This is a genomic window from Lacticaseibacillus paracasei subsp. paracasei (assembly GCF_000829035.1).
GTDB classification, from domain to species: domain Bacteria; phylum Bacillota; class Bacilli; order Lactobacillales; family Lactobacillaceae; genus Lacticaseibacillus; species Lacticaseibacillus paracasei.
On record NZ_AP012541.1, the window covers coordinates 154515 to 171622 of the forward strand.

Annotated in this window: 14 protein-coding genes and 1 pseudogene; 9 read left to right on the plus strand and 6 right to left on the minus strand. The window is 46.3% G+C overall.

The window, feature by feature from the left end:
- Window positions 1-86: 86 nt before the first annotated feature.
- The 3 genes from LBPC_RS00770 to LBPC_RS00780 all read left to right on the plus strand — a co-directional run bounded on the left by LBPC_RS00770 (window position 87) and on the right by LBPC_RS00780 (window position 3719).
- Window positions 87-1103 carry an IS30 family transposase gene (locus LBPC_RS00770; RefSeq protein ID WP_003596308.1) on the plus strand — a complete coding sequence of 339 codons (1017 nt, stop codon included), beginning with the start codon at window positions 87-89 and terminating at the stop codon, window positions 1101-1103.
- Between the two features lie 46 nt (window positions 1104-1149).
- Window positions 1150-2592 (plus strand): helix-turn-helix domain-containing protein, encoded by a 1443-nt coding sequence (locus tag LBPC_RS00775; RefSeq protein ID WP_081038467.1) that lies wholly within the window; start codon window positions 1150-1152, stop codon window positions 2590-2592.
- A 140-nt stretch (window positions 2593-2732) separates the two neighbouring features.
- The gene (locus LBPC_RS00780; protein ID WP_003662097.1) at window positions 2733-3719 is read left to right on the plus strand and encodes a DUF805 domain-containing protein; all 987 of its coding nucleotides are present in this window, start codon (window positions 2733-2735) and stop codon (window positions 3717-3719) included.
- Window positions 3720-3791: 72 nt separating this feature from the next.
- Here LBPC_RS00780 and LBPC_RS00785 read toward each other — a convergent pair whose 3' ends face one another.
- Window positions 3792-4121, minus strand: a complete 330-nt coding sequence (locus tag LBPC_RS00785; RefSeq protein ID WP_003573065.1) for a hypothetical protein — start codon at window positions 4119-4121, stop codon at window positions 3792-3794.
- Between the two features lie 180 nt (window positions 4122-4301).
- Here LBPC_RS00785 and LBPC_RS00790 point away from each other — a divergent pair, with 180 nt between their 5' ends.
- Both LBPC_RS00790 and LBPC_RS00795 read left to right on the plus strand, forming a co-directional pair.
- A complete protein-coding gene (locus tag LBPC_RS00790) occupies window positions 4302-5648 on the plus strand; it encodes a replication-associated recombination protein A (RefSeq protein ID WP_003662096.1) in 1347 nt (448 codons plus the stop codon).
- Between the two features lie 57 nt (window positions 5649-5705).
- The gene (locus LBPC_RS00795) at window positions 5706-6896 is read left to right on the plus strand and encodes an acetate kinase (RefSeq protein ID WP_003662094.1); all 1191 of its coding nucleotides are present in this window, start codon (window positions 5706-5708) and stop codon (window positions 6894-6896) included.
- Window positions 6897-6997: 101 nt separating this feature from the next.
- On the opposite strand, the gene LBPC_RS00800 is transcribed toward LBPC_RS00795, so the two are convergent.
- Window positions 6998-7822, minus strand: a complete 825-nt coding sequence (locus LBPC_RS00800; protein ID WP_003583009.1) for a metallophosphoesterase family protein — start codon at window positions 7820-7822, stop codon at window positions 6998-7000.
- A gap of 215 nt (window positions 7823-8037) precedes the next feature.
- Between LBPC_RS00800 and LBPC_RS00805 the strand changes: the two genes are divergently transcribed.
- Together LBPC_RS00805 and LBPC_RS00810 are read left to right on the plus strand one after the other, a co-directional pair.
- Entirely contained in the window at window positions 8038-8766 is a 729-nt protein-coding gene (locus LBPC_RS00805; protein ID WP_003662090.1) for an endonuclease III domain-containing protein, read from the plus strand.
- A gap of 54 nt (window positions 8767-8820) precedes the next feature.
- The gene (locus LBPC_RS00810) at window positions 8821-9117 is read left to right on the plus strand and encodes a thiamine-binding protein (protein WP_003562840.1); all 297 of its coding nucleotides are present in this window, start codon (window positions 8821-8823) and stop codon (window positions 9115-9117) included.
- A 50-nt stretch (window positions 9118-9167) separates the two neighbouring features.
- Here the strand turns inward: LBPC_RS00810 and LBPC_RS00815 are convergent, their stop codons facing one another.
- On the minus strand, window positions 9168-11777 hold the full coding sequence (locus LBPC_RS00815) for a YhgE/Pip domain-containing protein (RefSeq protein ID WP_003662086.1): 2610 nt from the start codon (window positions 11775-11777) through the stop codon (window positions 9168-9170).
- Window positions 11778-11783: 6 nt separating this feature from the next.
- A pseudogene (locus LBPC_RS00820) lies at window positions 11784-12257 on the minus strand (TetR/AcrR family transcriptional regulator); the annotation flags it as partial.
- Between the two features lie 53 nt (window positions 12258-12310).
- On the opposite strand from LBPC_RS00820, the gene LBPC_RS14925 reads away from it, so the two are divergent.
- Window positions 12311-13098, plus strand: a protein-coding gene (locus tag LBPC_RS14925) for an IS5 family transposase (protein WP_144340476.1) whose coding sequence is annotated in 2 segments (ribosomal slippage) — window positions 12311-12578 and window positions 12578-13098 — 789 coding nt in all. Because the reading frame shifts where the segments join, the coding sequence is not laid out codon by codon here.
- A 130-nt stretch (window positions 13099-13228) separates the two neighbouring features.
- The gene (locus LBPC_RS00830) at window positions 13229-13453 is read left to right on the plus strand and encodes a hypothetical protein (RefSeq protein WP_003597463.1); all 225 of its coding nucleotides are present in this window, start codon (window positions 13229-13231) and stop codon (window positions 13451-13453) included.
- Between the two features lie 90 nt (window positions 13454-13543).
- On the opposite strand, the gene LBPC_RS00835 is transcribed toward LBPC_RS00830, so the two are convergent.
- Together LBPC_RS00835 and LBPC_RS00840 are read right to left on the minus strand one after the other, a co-directional pair.
- The gene (locus tag LBPC_RS00835; protein ID WP_003662082.1) at window positions 13544-16489 is read right to left on the minus strand and encodes a YhgE/Pip domain-containing protein; all 2946 of its coding nucleotides are present in this window, start codon (window positions 16487-16489) and stop codon (window positions 13544-13546) included.
- A 7-nt stretch (window positions 16490-16496) separates the two neighbouring features.
- Entirely contained in the window at window positions 16497-17066 is a 570-nt protein-coding gene (locus LBPC_RS00840) for a TetR/AcrR family transcriptional regulator (RefSeq protein ID WP_003662080.1), read from the minus strand.
- Between the last annotated feature and the right edge of the window lie 42 nt (window positions 17067-17108).

Genomic DNA, 17108 nt, shown 5'->3' on the forward strand with positions numbered 1-17108 from the left:
AAGTGCAACACCCTGACGACTAGACCATAAAGGCCATGAAGACCTATTCTTGTTAGTGCTAGCTAAACAAGAAAGCAGGAATCTTCATGACCCACTCTCAGACTAACACCCACAAGCATTACCAACAACTCAGTTTTAGCGACCGTGCTACAATTCAGGCCCTTCAGGCTGCTGGTGACACCGCGACCGTGATTGCACAGAAGCTTCATCGCAGTAAAGCGACAATCTCACGAGAAATCACGCGTGGATCTGTAACTCAGCTCGACTCGAAGCGTCACTCGCATCAAGTCTATCTTGCGGAAACTGCCCAAGCCATGCACGACCGTAAACGCGATAGAACCGGTCACTACGCCTTTCTTAAGACCGGCCGTGCGTTCTTCAAGGCTCTCGCCAGGGAGCTTACTCGTAAGCCGCGCGTACACAGCGTTGATAGCTTCGTACACTTCTATCGCGACCAGGGCAAGGCTTGCCCTTCAACGACAACTGTGTATCGCTACATCGACGCCGGGCTGCTTGAGCTAGACAACATGACACTTCCCAAGAAGCTCCGACGCCGCATCAAAGGCTATAAGAACGCCCACAAGCGCAAGAATAAGAAGATATACGGCGACTCAATCGAGTTGCGTCCTGCGGCCGTGAATGACCGCACAGGCGTGGGACATTGGGAAGGCGACTTGGTCAAAGGTATTCGCTTAGCTGATGAGCCAGCATTAATGACGCTCACAGAACGGTACAGCCGGACTGAGATCATCGTCAAGATTCCTGACTATCATGCGGGCACCTGCCTTAAAGCCTTGCAGGACACGATCGACGACTACGGGGCCAAGGAATTTGAGAGTATCACTTTTGACAATGGTTCCGAGTTTGCCAAGTTATCAGAGATTGTTGGAACCCAGATTTACTTCGCACATCCGTACTCGCCTTGGGAGCGTGGCACAAACGAGAACGCCAATGGACTGCTTAGGGAATTCTTCCCGAAAGGGAAGTCTCTCAGAGCAATTACCCTGGTTGAAATTCAAGCAGTCCAATCCGCACTGAACCATCGTCCCAGACGTATTCTGAACTATCTTCGCCCATGCGATTACTACCGATGCATGGCGTAACAGCCTAGACCACTATCAAGAATTCGTTATCATCGTTGCACTTGACTTGAAAATTGAGGATCAAAAGAAACTTCAGTTACTGTATTATCTTGATCAGCATCCGAATCGCAAATTGAAGAACAGCGAGTTGCAAGATAAATTGCAGATTTCATATTATCTGTTTAAACGCCAGACCAAAGAGATTGCTGAAGATATTGCAGCATTCGGCTTGAGTGATTTTTTTGCGATCGAAGTGACGAACACTACCGTTATCTTGCATGAATATCACAATACGAATGCATCGGTTTTTTTGGAACATTATCTGAAGCAGTCACTTCAAATTAAGATCTTGATGACGCTGATGCACGAACCACCAGCATTTAATCTAACCGAATTTGCCGAGGAACACTTTGGTAGCTATGCCTTTATGTACAAACGGTATACGGCTCTGCGGGATACGCTCAAAAGTTGGGGTATTGTGCTGAGTAATGATGGCAAGCTGACTGGTGATGAATTGGCGATTAGACTGCTTTTGACCAAAATCATGGTGGTTGTGCATATTGATGAAACTGGGTTTGATGACAATGTTTGCAGTACGCTGCATGAGCTTTTGCAGTTGCTGAAGATGACAGAAGCAACGCCGTCAATGAGTCAGCTCATCGAGACTAAAGCGTATTTTTTGATCAGTTTGGTTAGATTCCAGCAAGGGCATGTCATTGCCACATCACCGGAAATTGTTGATTTGGTGCGCAATATTCGCGAGCGCACGCTGGAAACCAGAAAACGGGTTATTGCGATTTATCAGGCGCATTTTACCGCAAGCGACCAGACGATTGACAGCGAGTGCGACTATTTTGGGACGTTCCTTGCTATTATTGGCATTATTACGTCGGAGGAGATCGTTTTTCCCGATACAATCAAACAGCACGGCCGGGCTTTCATTCAAGGGTTTGAAGCCAATTTTGATGTACAGTTGACATTGTCTGAGAAGGCCAATATCGAATACGTTGTCAACAAGTGTTTGATTGATGTGCTGGCCTTGCCGTTTAGGAGTGAATTCTTTGATGATCATATTGAAGTCAGTTACTTCTTTAGAATGTATCCCGAATTCTTTGACTATTGTCAGCAATTTGTCCAGGCGCGGTCGGTTAAGTTGGATAGGAATCAGTCGAAGTTTATGTTTTACCATTGTCTGTTGACCTTGGCAGCCAATGTGCCTTTGAACAAGGTGCTGGAGCCACTTTATGTCTGTGTTGATTTCACGCTGGGCAAGGAGTACAACACCATTATTGAACGCGACATCAAGTACTTTTCAACATTGAATGTCAAGGTGACCAACGAAGTCCGGCCAGAAACTAAATTGATTATCACGGATTTGGTCAATGCTTATCATGATACGGACATTTCAAAAGTCATCTGGCTGCCACCGCCGCGACCAGAAGATTGGGAGAATGTCATTGAAGAACTGCTGGATTTGCGGCTAGCCGATCGCACGGTGAAAAAGGCATGATGAGAGCAGTGTGATCAACCTGTTCAGTGGCATGCCGAAGCCAGTGCATAAAATTCTTAAGTTTATGAAGGTTATAAAGTTTTGGTGAGACGACCGCAAATGGTATACTCGCCTTAACAAATACTTGGAGGCGAGGCACGATGAAAAGAGAAAACGATTTTGGGCCGGCTATTAAGGACTTTTTCTTTCGGGCCGGTGACTTTAAGGGTGTTAGTTCACGACCACAGTATTGGTGGCTTTTCCTTGCCCAATTTTTATTAGGGTTGGCTGCTGGTGTTCTGTTCGGCATTGCGATTCCATTTTCTCTCATGGATAGTCATTCGTTAGGCAGCAATATCATGTTCACGCTGACAACGTTGGCATTTTCAATCTTTGGGTATCTTGGCTATCCACAATTGAGCTTAACGATTCGCCGTTATCGTGACGCCAAAGTTAGTCCGTGGTGGTATCTGGGTATTATTATCATTAGTTTTATCGGCCCGTTACTAGCGGTTAGCGGCATGAGTTGGTGGTTGGCATTGCTGTTTCCTTTAATTGGCGGCATTGCTAACTTGGTCATTCTATTGTTGCCGAGTCGAGAACAGAAAGTTGTTCCGTTTCCGGCTCAACCTAACACGCGCGGTACGATTGGTGTTGGTTTTGGTACAGCGGTTAAGGACTTCTTCATCCGCGGTGGTGACTTTACTGGTGAATCCAGTCGCAGCCAATATTGGTGGAGCATTCTGTTTAGCGTGATTATCATTATCCCTACTTTTTTGTTTATGCTCTTGTCAATTATGTCAATTATTATTGGTGGCGCGGCAGTCAGCGGATTTAATAGCCAAAATGTTGACCATCTTGTCAATTCACTTGGTACTGGGGCGATCATCATTGGGTTCATTATTTTTACCATTATTTATGCGTGGTCAATGTTAGCTTTGCCAGCATTGACAGTTGGTTGGCGACGATTCAAAGATGCCGGCGTTAGTCCATGGTGGTTGATTGCGTTCAATGTTGTATCAGCATTTCTATCAGCTCTTGATCGAAATGCGGGTAATGTGCCGTTAAGCCTAATTGCTTTACTTCTTGTCATCGTCCAAATTGTCATTTTTGCTCTGCCAACCAAGTTCCGTGACGATGAGGCATAAGCACCACTCAATGTATAAAAAAATGCAGCCGCGGCTGCATTTTTTAATGAAGTAAAGGTCTCGTAACGTTGGCTAATAGATACCCTTTTCATCCTCATCTACTAGCGGATCATTGAAGTTTTTGTGGAAGTAGGTGCTGTCAATGATCTTGAATTTGCCATTGGTGAAGCGAGCGATGATCTCACCGTATTGTACAATCAATTGCTCCGTGTTGGGGATGTCAATTTTGAGACGGCCAATCGGGGTTTTGGTGAGGTATTGGTAATTTGCGCCAAAGAAGCCTTTCAAGTCGTCAGTGCTGGTTTCTTGTGAGTAAGGTAAGAAGTGGGTCATTTTTGCAGTTGAAAAAGCTGCGAATTCACCTTTTGGAAATCCTTGTAGTGATGAAGGCATTTGTGTCATGGTGTGATTCCTCCTGATTAAAGTGCTTTGCTACTGTGGCCAAAACGCGTGATTCAGCAGCGCTGTTTGGTTATTAATTTACTTATCATGATGGTAACACAATAATAGAACAATTGAATGTTTGCGCCGCGGCCTGAAAACGCTTAATATTAAGTCTGGACGTTGATCGGAGGTGAGCATATGGATCAAAGTCTATTTCAAAATGGTAACTTCCAACCTTTGGCGAGTCGTATGCGGCCACAGACGCTTGATGAGTTTGTCGGCCAAACGCATTTGCTAGGGAAGGATAAGGTGCTCAGCAATCTTATCGAACATGACGAGATTAGTTCCATGATTTTCTGGGGTCCGCCTGGTGTCGGTAAAACAACATTGGCGCGGATCATTGCTCGGCGAACGAAGGCACAGTTTGTGACATTTTCAGCAGTCACCAGCGGGATTAAAGAAATCAAGCAGGTGATGAAAGAGGCTGAACAGAATCGGGAGCTGGGTCAGAAAACCATTGTGTTTGTTGATGAAATTCATCGTTTCAACAAGGCGCAGCAGGATGCCTTTCTGCCATATGTCGAACGCGGGAGCATTATCCTGATTGGTGCGACAACCGAGAATCCTTCGTTTGAAGTCAATGCGGCGCTCTTGTCACGGACGCGGGTTTTCGTGTTGCACGGCTTGACCAGTGCTGAATTGGTTGACCTGTTACAGCGAGCGTTAAAAGATCCGCGCGGTTATGGTCTGCAGAAGGTTAAGATCGGCAAAAAGCTCTTAGCCCAGATTGCTGATTTTGCTAACGGGGATGCTCGAATCGCTTTGAACACCTTGGAGATGGCGGTGACAAACGCCGAAACCAAAGGCGGCGTGGTAACGGTCACCCAAGCAGATGTGGCCCAGTTGTTGACGAAGAAAGCCTTATTGTATGACAAGAATGGTGAGGAGCACTATAATCTAATATCAGCATTACACAAATCAATGCGCAATTCCGATGTTGATGCGGCCATTTATTGGCTGGCTCGCATGCTGGAAGCAGGAGAAGATCCCTTGTATGTCGCTCGGCGGCTAGTTCGATTTGCGAGCGAGGATGTCGGGATGGCCGACTCACGCGCATTGGAAATTACAATTGCTGTTTATCAGGCGTGTCAATTTATTGGGATGCCTGAGTGCACGGTTCATCTCACACATGCAGTCACTTATTTGGCACTTGCACCGAAATCGAATGCACTCTACACAGCGTATGAAGGCGCAAAGAAAGATGCGACCGAAACGCTGGCCGAACCAGTTCCGCTTCAGATTCGAAATGGGGTAACGGATTTGATGCAGGATCTGGGTTATGGTAAGGACTATCAATATGCTCACAACACAAAAGATAAACTAACGACCATGCAAACCATGCCGGATAATCTTATCGGCAAAACGTACTATCATCCCACGACTCAAGGCAGCGAAGCCAAGGTCAAGGAACGGCTAGAGCAGATCAAGGCCTGGCATGCGCAACACCCTGACCCCGATTCGCCGAAAACCAAGAAAAAGTCATGATGCTGTGCGATTACGTGTGCGGCAATCCGACTACCCGTTTAGAGGAGGAAAAAAACAATGGCAAAAATTCTCGCAGTCAACGCAGGCAGTTCAACCCTGAAGTGGAAGCTTTTTGATATGCCAGCTGAGGTTCAGCTGGCAGAAGGTTTGGTTGATCGGTTGGGACAGCCGCAATCAAAAGTTAAAATTAAGTATGGTGATGGGCAGAAATATGAAAGCGATACGCCAATTGCTAACTATCAAGAAGCCGTCGCCAGTTTGATGGGTAACATCAAGGCGTTAGGGTTGGTTGAACATCTGCATGAGATTACTGGTGTGGGCCATCGTGTGGTAGCCGGCGGGGAGACTTTTGCCGAATCCGTTGTAGTTGATGATGCTACCTTGTTGCAGATTCAAAACCTGCGTGACTATGCGCCTTTGCATAATCCGGTTGAAGCAGATTACATTGATGTTTTCAAAAAGATGATGCCATGGGCCACAGAAGTCGCAGTGTTTGATACGGCGTTCCACCAAACCATGCAACCTGAGAACTTCCTTTACAGTATTCCCTATGACTATTACAAGAAATATGGTGCTCGCAAATATGGCGCCCACGGGACAAGTGTGCGTTACGTCAGCGTGCGGGCAGCTGAGATGCTTAACAAGCCGTTAGAAGACTTACGGATGATTGTGATGCATTTAGGCTCAGGCTCCAGTGTTACCGCAGTCCAAGGCGGGCAGTCTATTGATACTTCCATGGGCTTTACGCCGTTAGCCGGGGTGACGATGGGGACACGATCCGGGGATATTGACCCATCACTTGTGGCTTATCTCATGAAGAAACTTGATGTCCCTGATGTGGGGCAAATGATTCATATCCTGAACAACGATTCCGGCCTGCTCGGTATTTCCGGCATCAGCAACGACATGCGGGATCTAGAAGCTGACGAAGATACCAAGCCACGCGCCAAACTGGCATTGGATATTTTCGTTAACCGCGTTGTGAAGTACGTGGGTTCGTACGCAGCCTTGATGGACGGCGTGGATGTGCTTGTCTTCACAGCCGGGATCGGCGAAAACGGTGACGAGATTCGCGACAAGATCATGCGTTCACTCGATTACCTCGGGGCTAAAATCGACAATGACATCAACAACAAGTCGCACGGTGTTGAAGCTGATCTCAGCACACCAGATTCAACTGTCAAAACATTGCTCGTGCCGACCAATGAAGAATTAATGATCGTCCGTGACGTCATGGCATTGAGCTAAGCGTTTAATGACTTCTCAATTAAAAAACCATCTCTCGACTGAAGGAGAGATGGTTTTTGTGTCTGCATAAGCTTCTGAGGAATGGACGAGCAAACAGACAATTAATTGGCGTTAATCCCCTGATCTGAATCAATCATGACCCCTTTCGTTTCATCGAAAACACAGATATTGCCGTAATTTTCTTTATAAGTCATATGATTGCCGCCATCAATAAAGTACCGCGGTGATTCGTCAGGATATTGAATGACTTTAACCGGGCATTTAGGATAACCGTCACTGAATGAAGTTGGTGGTAGAGATGGTTTGACATTGTTTTCATAGTCGCCATAAATCAAGGCAGTTGGCGTGTGACCGGTGACAATCGTTTTAGCGATCGGATTGTGAGCAAAAATGGGATGTTCCCGATTTTTGGTTTCGTCCATATTATAGATATACGGCTCACGGACCCACATTCGATTAAATGGCGTCGTTTCTTTTAAAGGATCTTCCAGCGATAGGTCTAGACCGGCGTGGATGAGCAACAGCTTGTCAAACTCAACAGCAGTTGGCATCTCGGCGATGAATTGAATCAGCGGTGACATGTAGGTCAACACGGCTTGTTGTAGGTTGCTTTTACGCGCTTTAGCTGGCGCGTAATCTTGCACCATTTGACGTAAGGTAGCCTTGCCGCCATTGATGAACCATGGATTATCTTTGTCGGCGAGATAATCCAGCAGCATCTGATCATGATTGCCACGGATCGCGATTGCCTGACTCGCCTGCACCTGCTCGCGAATTTGAGTGAGCACCCGCCCGCCGTATGGATAGCCATCAATGTAGTCACCCAAATAGACGGTCAAAGTATGGGGATACTTTGCTTGCATCGCCCGCACTCGATCCATTGTTTCCAGATGACCGTGAATATCTGAGACCACGATCATGGTCATAACGTTTGCCTCCTTATAAAACGCATGCTCCAGTCCCAAAACCTGCAGATAGGGCTTTTGGTCGCAATAGTCAGCGCTTGACTGTCACGATTAAAACGACTTATATTTCGGTTCCTAACAGGACTGCGCCGCGTTTTGCAAAAACTGCTGATAGGACCAGTTTACTTTATTTTTAGAAGAATGTGCGATATTAATAGGGGAATAGGGGTGAAAAGATGGATAAACGCTTAATCGTCATGCATAATCTGAGCCGTCATTATGGCAAACAATATTGGTGGCAGCAGAATTCATTGGAAGATTGGCTGATGATGATTCTCATTCAGCGCACCAGTTCAAATAATGTTGCCCAAGCCGTGCATAATTTGCAACCTTACATGCAGGTTGATCGCTTGATGGCGTTATCGCAATCAGAGCTGGAAACGTTGGTGCGGCCAGCCGGCTTTTATCGGCAAAAAGCGCAGCGGATTCACGATCTATTGACGTGGTTTGTGGCCCAAGGCGGTAGTTTTGAGAAGATTGCAGAAAAACCGGCAGCTGAGTTACGTGAAACTCTGCTGGCTCTAAATGGCATTGGCAATGAAACGGCGGATGTCATGCTAATGTACACCTTTGGCAAAAAAACTTTTGTAGCTGATACGTATGCCATGCGTCTTTTCAACCGGCTCGGTTTTGGACCATATACGAACTATGCCAAAATGCAGGCTGATTTTGCGCCAGCACTTGATCAAATCACGTTAGACGAAGCTCGCGAATGGCATGCCTTGATTGACGAACATGGTAAAACGCAAGTTCGGCATGCGTATGACGACCGATTTTTACTGCAGCCAGATTTGACTGAGGCGGCATGGCCGCCGGAAGCGGTTCAAGTGGAGCCGCCCCATGATGATCCGGGTAGCGGCAAGTGGCGGCACGCCGCCGATCCGTCAGCGATGACTCATAAATAAATGCTTTTTACTCGTGAGTTGTTTTGGCAATCTTGTCACAAGGGAGACCTAAAAATGAATGCTAGCGTTGCTGTGCAAGTGTTACCGATGTATCCAGAGAAACAAAAGGTCTTGGCAGTGGTTGATGCGGTGATCGCCTATATCAAATCAACCGGAATTAATTATGAAGTTAGTGCTTTTGAAACCACAATGGAAGGCGATTATGATCAGCTGATGGCGATTTTGAAAGAAATTCCGATTGTCACAGCGAAGGCAGGCGGTACTAGTCAAATGGTGTATGCGAAAATTAACTATTTTCCTGAAGATACTGGCCTGACGATTGCTGACAAGGTGACAAAGTTCAAGCATTGAAGACAAAAAAAGATCACGGCGATTGTCGTGATCTTTTTGCGTCTTGAAGTTTATTTTTCGACAGCTTGGAGCTTTTGATTGTCGTCGAGTTGTGAGATACCCATTAAGTGATGACGTTGTAAGAGAATCATCGTGCCCCACAGCAACAGGAGCGAGCCGATCGTGAAGGCGATCAATACCATGAAGCCGAGGTTGACAGTGCTATTGGCAATGCCGCCGGTGAGCGCGTTCCGGAAATTCATAATGGAGTAGGTCATTGGCAGGAATGGATGAATGGCGTTGTAGAACTGATTGGTGATCTCCATCGGGAATGTCCCGCCGGCACCACCTAATTGCAGCATCAATCCCACCATCGCCACAAATCGACCAGGATTATCGAAGGCCATTGAGAGGAACATAATCAGATACATTGACGTAAAGGAGAAGAGGATCGCGGTCAGATAGAACAAGCCGATGTTGTCGACCTTGAGACCGGTCGCCATCATCAAAGTTGCTTCGAGAACTGCGGTGCCAAGGGCAACAGCTCCGCCAATGGCTACTTTGCTCAGGAACCACTGAGTTGCCGTACCATCTGCTCTGGAAACTTTGCGAATTGGATAGGCAAAGTTGAAGACCAAGGCGCCAACGTAAAGTGCCAGACTCAAAACGTATGGGGCAAGTGCATGGCCGTAGTTTGGCACATAAGAATAATGCTTTTGCGCTGTCTTGGTGGGTGCAGCGAACATCTTTGCCGTATCACCGGTTAACGTAATGCCATTGACCTTACGGGCGCTGCTGGTAAGTGTCTTAGCGAACTTCTTGTCGCCGTCTTCAAGCTGACTGGAACCAGATTTGAGTGTGTCGCTCTTGTCATTGATTTGACCGGTTCCGTCGGCGAGTTGATTGACACCGGATACCAGTGTCGGCACACTAGCGTTTAATTGATTGACACCGCCAGCAACTTGGCTGGCACCATTGGTTAGCTGACCGACACCATTGGTAAGTGTCGGAACTTGGCCATTTAAGGTACCAAGACCGCCGGATACTTGGCTGGAACCCGTGTAGAGTTGGTTGATACCACTGGTGAGAGCAGGAACTTGGCTGTTTAAGCTACCAAGGCCTCCTGAAACTTGGCTAGAACCGGTATAGAGCTGATTGACGCCACTAACCATTGCGGGTGTTAGTGTTGCTGCTTGGTTGATGCCATTGTCTAGCTTATTTGCGCCAATAATTAATTGATCGTTTCTGGCAGTAATTTGTTTTGAACCATTTTGAAGAACACCAATTTTTTCCGTCAGAATGGGCGCTTGTTGGTTAAGCTTATCGACGCCAGCTGCTAGTTGCGTCGAATAAGGGATCAAGCCTTGATTAAAGGTCGTTGCCATTTCTGTGCCGCTAGTTTCAGTTTGGTCAATCAAAGCATTAACGCTTGCCTGAATTTTTTCAAAACCAGCGATTAACTCCGGGTTTTGCTTTGATTCGGCTTCTAATTGGCTCTTATACGCTGCAAGACTTTCTTCGAGGGCGGGCAACTCTGTGGCCGCTTTCTGATTTTGATCATTAACAGTTTGGCCAATTTTTTGTAAAGACTGGCTTAGTTGAGTTGAACCACTCTGCAAGGACTTGGTATCTTTTGGTAAGTTGCTCGTCTGACCAGCAAGTTGAGAAATGCCATCAGAAAGGAAGGTTACTTGTTGAGTATAATTGTTGATGCCCTCTGTCAGTTTCTTTGAACCAGTTTGTAACTGATTAGTGCCAGCAACGAGTTGGCCTGTTTTGGTTTGCAAAGTTCCCAGCCCATTAGTCACTTTAGTTGATCCCGTTGCAAGCTGTCCTACACCAGATTTAAGCGTTCCAGTTTGCGATTGCAAGGTTCCCAAACCGCTCGTAACTTGGCCAGATCCCGCCGCAAGCTGATTAACGCCACTTGCTAGGTTTGTCGTACTGCCATTGAGCGTTTGCAACCCACCTGCGACTTGATTAGCGCCGCTTGCGAGCTTAGGTATTTGTGAGGACATCGGTGCAACTTTAACCTTCATCGTTTGCACACCGTCATTTACTTGCGATACGGCGACGGTGTACTGATCAATGCCATCGTCAAGTTTGACTTGGCCAGCATCAATTTGGGTAGCGGCCCCGGCTGCCGTTTTCATGCCATTACCGATAGTCTTAATTTGATCAAAAACCGCGCTGGCATAGGCGTTGGTCACGTTAGCCCGAATTTCGGAGTTGAGACTGTCAACGCCGATGCCGGAGATGACTTGGCCAATATAGTTGAGTGAATCATTTGTCTCGTACTTCAGCGTCATTTTCTTAGGATGCTCGTCTAAGACGGTGGCGGCATTTTTGGAAAAATCCTTTGGCAGCGTAATGACAGTGTAGTATTTGTCTGCCTTCATGCCTTTTTTAGCTTCTGCTTCAGAAACGAAATGCCAGCCAAGTTGATGATTTTTCTTAAGCTTGGTCAAAGTCTGCGCACCAACATCAAGCTTTTTGCCTTGATAGGTGACAGGTTGGTCAAGGTTGACCACTGCTACTGGCAGATTCTTGGTGTCGCCGTAAGGATCCCAGACTGACTTCAAAAAGAAGATACAGTAGAGAAATGGGATTAAGGTAATGACGAGAACTGAGAGCAAAATGAGTTTGTTTTTGCCGATGAACTTAAATTCATCTTTGATCATGTCGAGTTACTCCTTTACTTCACTGAGATAGAGATCCAGCAGGGATTCAAAAGTCGTATCGCGGCTAGGTTGGCCGTCTGGCAAAAAGCCCATGACTTCCAGAACGGTAAAACCGAGCACGCTGCTGATAAAATTTTGGACGAAACTTTCTTTTGCCATGTGTTTGAACTCGGTATGGATGATCAAGCGTTTTAATAAGCCGATCACATCGCCGGTTGCCTGAACAAATGGACTGCTTTCTGGAAAATGATGCACAAAGTAAATAATTTCATCCAATGATTGTTGCTGTTCGAAATAGCGATGCGTGGTTTGCGCAAAAGTGCGAATGGCGTCTTTGCCAGCAATGCCACTGACTTGTTCAATGAGTTCTTGATGTAAGTTGTGCATGAACTCAGTCCCCAGCGCCTCAATCACGGCATCCAAGTTACTAAAATAGTTGTATAGCGACTGGGAACGAATATTCAATTCCTTAGAACCTGTCTAGTATCTGCTGAATCTGGTAGAATTGTGGAAAACCGACTGAGGAGTTTGTCATGCCAGATTATCCAAGCAATATTTCTCGAGCGCAATTTGCGTTAATACAACCTGATTTAGAAAACTTCCGCAAGCATACAAGACCGCGTCGTTATGATCTTTATGACGTATTCAATGCCATCCTTTACTCGCTTACTACAGGGTGTCAATGGCGTGAATTACCGCACGATTTCCCGGAATGGCACACTGTCTACCGCTATTACGATATGTGGCGAGATAAATCAGACCCGACAGCTGATTCGCTATTAGAAAGGCTTTTAAAAAAACTGTCGCTTCCTATCGCTTTGCACAGGGCCGATCGGCCCGAACGTCGTTTGTGATTGTTGATGCTCAAAGTGTTAAAACCACTGATTCAACGAAAAATAGTGGCTACGATGGCGGCAAAAAGATTTCAGGGATTAAGCGTCATATGGCGGTTGATATTAATGGTTTACCACAAGCCATTCTCGTGACACGAGCTAATGTATCAGATCGTTCAGGTGCATTGGCTATGTTTAGTTTGGCTAGCCAAAATTTAGAGCTGGTTCAGCATGTCATGGTTGATGGTGGCTACACTGGCAATGATTTTGCGGATCAGGTGAAGCTCATTTTGAATGCTAAGACGACGGTAGCTAAACGCAACGAGTTGCATATGTTCACGGTGTTACCGCAACGATGGATCGTTGAACGTTCATGGAGTTGGCTAGACAAATGTCGGCGACTTTGGAAAAACTGTGAACGTGCCCTTAACAGCAGTCTTCAAATGGTTGTATTGGCCTTCCTGAAGATAGTTCTTAAAAGATGCTAGACAGGTTCTAATGAAGCCAAAAAGACACCGGCTAAAAAGCAGGATGAATCAGCGGATGATATTGATTTGAATGATCTGAGCGGATTAGACTTTAGTCAAACCAGTCATGAAAAGAAGAAGGATGATTCGGATGAGTAAAATCATGGCCTCCTTTCTGGTATTCATCGATACGATCGGTGTCGCCATCGCTTTGTTAGGTGGCAATATGATGTTGTGTCTCCTGATGGGCATTATGACCATTATTTTGTATGTTAAAGTGAATCCAATCTTATTTGGCGACTATGACCGTCGACGTGAAGAACGCATTGAGCAGCGGCGGAAAGCCTTGACGGCACGACGGGAGAACGACAAATAAGAACCGTAAATAAATAGGCGCCTTGATCGCGGGATGTTAATGTCTCGCAATCAAGGCGCCTATTCGTGATAAGAGGTCGACAACGTTAACTTATTTTTCAACTGCCTGAAGCTTTTGATTGTCATCAAGCTGTGAAATGCCCATTTTGTGATAGCGTTGTAGCAAGATCATCGTGATCCAGAGCAACAACAATGAGCCAAGTGCGAAGGCGATGATGACGATGTAACCCAAGGTAACCGTGTTGGACGCAATGCCACTCGTAATCGCATTCCGGAAGTTCATAATCGAATACGACATCGGTAAGAATGGGTGAATGATGTTATAAAACTGGTTGGTAATCTCCATTGGGAAGGTCCCGCCAGAGCCGCCCAGTTGTAACATTAACCCGACCATCGCAAGAAATCGGCCAGGATTATCAAATGCCATTGAAAGGAACATAATGAGATACATCGAGGTTAGCGAGAAAAGAATCGCAGTGAGATAAAATTGCCCGACATGATCGACGTTCAGACCGACTGCCATGATCAGTGTTGCTTCAACAATGGCGGTTGCAACGGCGACAACTGCGCCAATGGTGATTTTGCTGAAGAACCACTGGGTCGCAGTGCCATCGGCTTTAGAAACTTTACGGATTGGATAAGCAAAGTTAAAGACCAAGGCACCGACGTAGAGGGCAAGACTCAAGACGTATGGTGCAAGGGCATGTCCATAATTAGGAACATATGAATAATGTTTATGCGACATCTTGGTTGGTGCGGCAAACATTTTCTTGGTATCACTGGTGACGGTGATGCCGTTGACTTTTTTGGCACTGCTAGAGAGCGTTTTGGCAAACTTTTTATCGCCATTTTTAAGCTGAGTGGAACCGGATTTAAGGGTGCCACTCTGGGCGGTGATTTGGCTAGTGCCATCCGCGAGTTGGTTGACACCGGATACAAGCGTTGGAACATTGGCATTCAATTGACCAACGCCATTGGCAACCTGACCGGCACCATTGGCCAGCTGGCTGACTCCGTTCGTGAGGGTCGGTACTTGACCGTTCAGGGTACTTAAGCCACCAGAGACTTGACTGGAGCCGGAATAGAGTTGACTGACCCCGTTTGTGAGCGTCGGGATTTGACCGTTCAAGCTGGTTAGCCCGCCAGAAACCTGGCTAGAACCGGAGTAGAGTTGGCTGACGCCATTGGTGAGCGTTGGGATTTGACCGTTTAAGGTATTTAAGCCGCCAGAAACCTGTCCAGAGCCGGAATAGAGTTGGCTGACGCCATTGGTGAGCGTTGGGATTTGACCGTTTAAGGTGCTTAAGCCGCCAGAAACTTTGCCAGAGCCGGAATAGAGTTGACTGACGCCATCAACCAGTGAAGGTGCTTTTGTTGCTAGCTGGTTGATGCCACTGTTCAAGCTATTCGTCCCGGTCACAAGTTGATCATTGTTAGAGATGATTTTCGTAGCACCGTTTTGAAGACCAGTAATAGCAGCTGTTAATGTCGGAACCCGCTGGTTAAGTGTCGTCAGACCATCTGAAACCTTTTTTGAGCCAGGAATCAGTTTCTGATTAAGAGTCGTCGACAGCGACGTGCCACTGCTTTCGGTCTGAGTCATTAAAGCATTGATATTTGTCTCGAGTTGTTCAAAACCGGCAACCAAATCCGGATCTTGATTGGTTTTGGCTTTTAAGGTGGCTTCATACTTTGTGAGGCTTTCTTGAAGCTTGGCTGCTGATTCGACTGCTTGCTTATTTTGGCTATCGACAGAGCCACTCAATTGTTGAAGACCGTTGGTTAAATCCGATGAACCGGTTGCCAACGAGTTAGTGTCTGTTGCTAAAGAGCCGGTGCTACCTGCAAGCTGATCAATTCCTTTAGAGAGCGATGTCACACCGTCTGTATAGTTCTTTACCCCTGTTGTTAAGCTTGCCGAACCAGTCTGGAGCTGGGTGATCCCGTTAGCCAGTTGGCCTGATTCGGTTTGCAGGGTTCCCAGTCCATTCGTTACCTGATTAGAGCCGGTTGCTAACTGACCGACACCAGAGCTAAGGGTTCCGGTTTTCGACTGCAAGGTTCCCAATCCACTCGTCACTTGGTTGGATCCGGATGCTAACTGACCGACGCCGGAGCTAAGGGTTCCGGTTTTCGACTGCAAGGTTCCCAATCCACTCGTCACTTGGTTGGATCCGGATGCTAACTGACCGACGCCGGAGCTAAGGGTTCCGGTTTTGGATTGTAAGGTTCCCAAGCCATTGGTTACCTGGTTTGACCCATTGGCTAATTGACCCACACCACTAGCTAATTGGGTGGTGCTGCCATTGAGTGTTTGCAAGCCGCTTGCAACTTGATTGGCGCCGCTTGCGAGTTGGGGAATCTGTGAAGACATCGGCGAGACTTTAACTTTCATGGTCTGAATCCCGTCATTTACCTGTGAAACGGCAACGGTATACTGATCAATCCCATCGTCAAGCTTGACTTGACCTTCGTCGATTTGCGTGGCGGCATCAGCGGCATTTTTCATGCCTTTGCCAATGGTTTTGATTTGATCAAAAACCGCACTGGCGTAAGCATTGGTCACATTTGCCCGAATCTCGCTGTTTAAGGCATTCAGACCGATTCCTGAGATGACTTGGCCGATGTAATTTAGCGAATCATTGGTTTGATATTTAAGATCCATTTTTCGGGGATGCTCGTCCAGAATGGTGGCAGCATTTTTCGAAAAATCTTTAGGTAGGGTAATGACCGTGTAATACTTGTTGGCTTTCATTCCCCTATCAGCTTGGGCTTTAGAAACAAAATGCCAGCCAAGCTTTTTGTTATTCTTGAGTTTATTGACCGTCTGCTCACCAACGTTAAGTTTTTTACCTTGGTAAGTAACCGGCTGATCTAAGTTCACCACGGCTACGGGTAGATTCTGTGTATCACCATAAGGGTCCCAAACAGACTTTAAGAAGAAAATGCTGTAAAGAAAAGGAATTAAAATGATGACAAGCACCGAAACTAAGATCAATTTATTTTTGCCGATGAACTTAAATTCATCTTTGATCATAAGCACTTTACTCCTTTATTTCGTTTAGATACATGTCCAGCAGAGATTCAAAAGATGTGTCGCGGCTGGCTTTATTGTCAGGTAAAAATCCCATGACTTCCAAAACGGTAAAACCAAGCACACTACTAATGAAATCCTGGACAAAACTTTCTTTTGCCATTTGCTTCAGCTCCGTGTGCACAATCAGACGCTTCAGCAAGTTAATAACATCGCCGGTGCCTTGCACAAATGGACTGCTTTCTGGGAATTGATGGACAAAATAAATAATTTCATCTAACGACTGTTGACGTTCAAAATAGCGATGAGCGACTTCTGCAAAAGCACGGATCGCCTCTTTGCCTGAGATACCGCTGACGTTCTCTATCAACTCTTGGTAAAGGTTATGCATAAATTCGGTCCCCAACGCTTCAATGACTGCCGGTAGATTCGGAAAGTAGTTATATAGCGACTGAGAACAGATATTCAGTTCCTTGGCCAGCGTCTGAAAGGTCAAGTCCCGAATACCGTCTTGGGCGACCATCGTTCTTGCAGCATCTAAAACAATTTCCCGATGTAAAATCTGATGTTTGGTTGTCATGCAAGCCTCCTTAAAGCTAATCTATGTTCCAAAGTACGAATA

Bases quoted from the DNA above. Each gene is read 5' to 3' on its own strand.
- LBPC_RS00785 (WP_003573065.1), bottom strand. From the start codon at position 4,121: ATGACACAAATGCCTTCATCACTACAAGGATTTCCAAAAGGTGAATTC.
- LBPC_RS00835 (WP_003662082.1), bottom strand. From the start codon at position 16,489: ATGATCAAAGATGAATTTAAGTTCATCGGCAAAAATAAATTGATCTTA.
- LBPC_RS00790 (WP_003662096.1), top strand. From the start codon at position 4,302: ATGGATCAAAGTCTATTTCAAAATGGTAACTTCCAACCTTTGGCGAGT.
- LBPC_RS00810 (WP_003562840.1), top strand. From the start codon at position 8,821: ATGAATGCTAGCGTTGCTGTGCAAGTGTTACCGATGTATCCAGAGAAA.
- LBPC_RS00840 (WP_003662080.1), bottom strand. From the start codon at position 17,066: ATGACAACCAAACATCAGATTTTACATCGGGAAATTGTTTTAGATGCT.
- LBPC_RS00770 (WP_003596308.1), top strand. From the start codon at position 87: ATGACCCACTCTCAGACTAACACCCACAAGCATTACCAACAACTCAGT.
- LBPC_RS00780 (WP_003662097.1), top strand. From the start codon at position 2,733: ATGAAAAGAGAAAACGATTTTGGGCCGGCTATTAAGGACTTTTTCTTT.
- LBPC_RS00800 (WP_003583009.1), bottom strand. From the start codon at position 7,822: ATGACCATGATCGTGGTCTCAGATATTCACGGTCATCTGGAAACAATG.
- LBPC_RS00795 (WP_003662094.1), top strand. From the start codon at position 5,706: ATGGCAAAAATTCTCGCAGTCAACGCAGGCAGTTCAACCCTGAAGTGG.
- LBPC_RS00805 (WP_003662090.1), top strand. From the start codon at position 8,038: ATGGATAAACGCTTAATCGTCATGCATAATCTGAGCCGTCATTATGGC.
- LBPC_RS00815 (WP_003662086.1), bottom strand. From the start codon at position 11,777: ATGATCAAAGATGAATTTAAGTTCATCGGCAAAAACAAACTCATTTTG.
- LBPC_RS00830 (WP_003597463.1), top strand. From the start codon at position 13,229: ATGAGTAAAATCATGGCCTCCTTTCTGGTATTCATCGATACGATCGGT.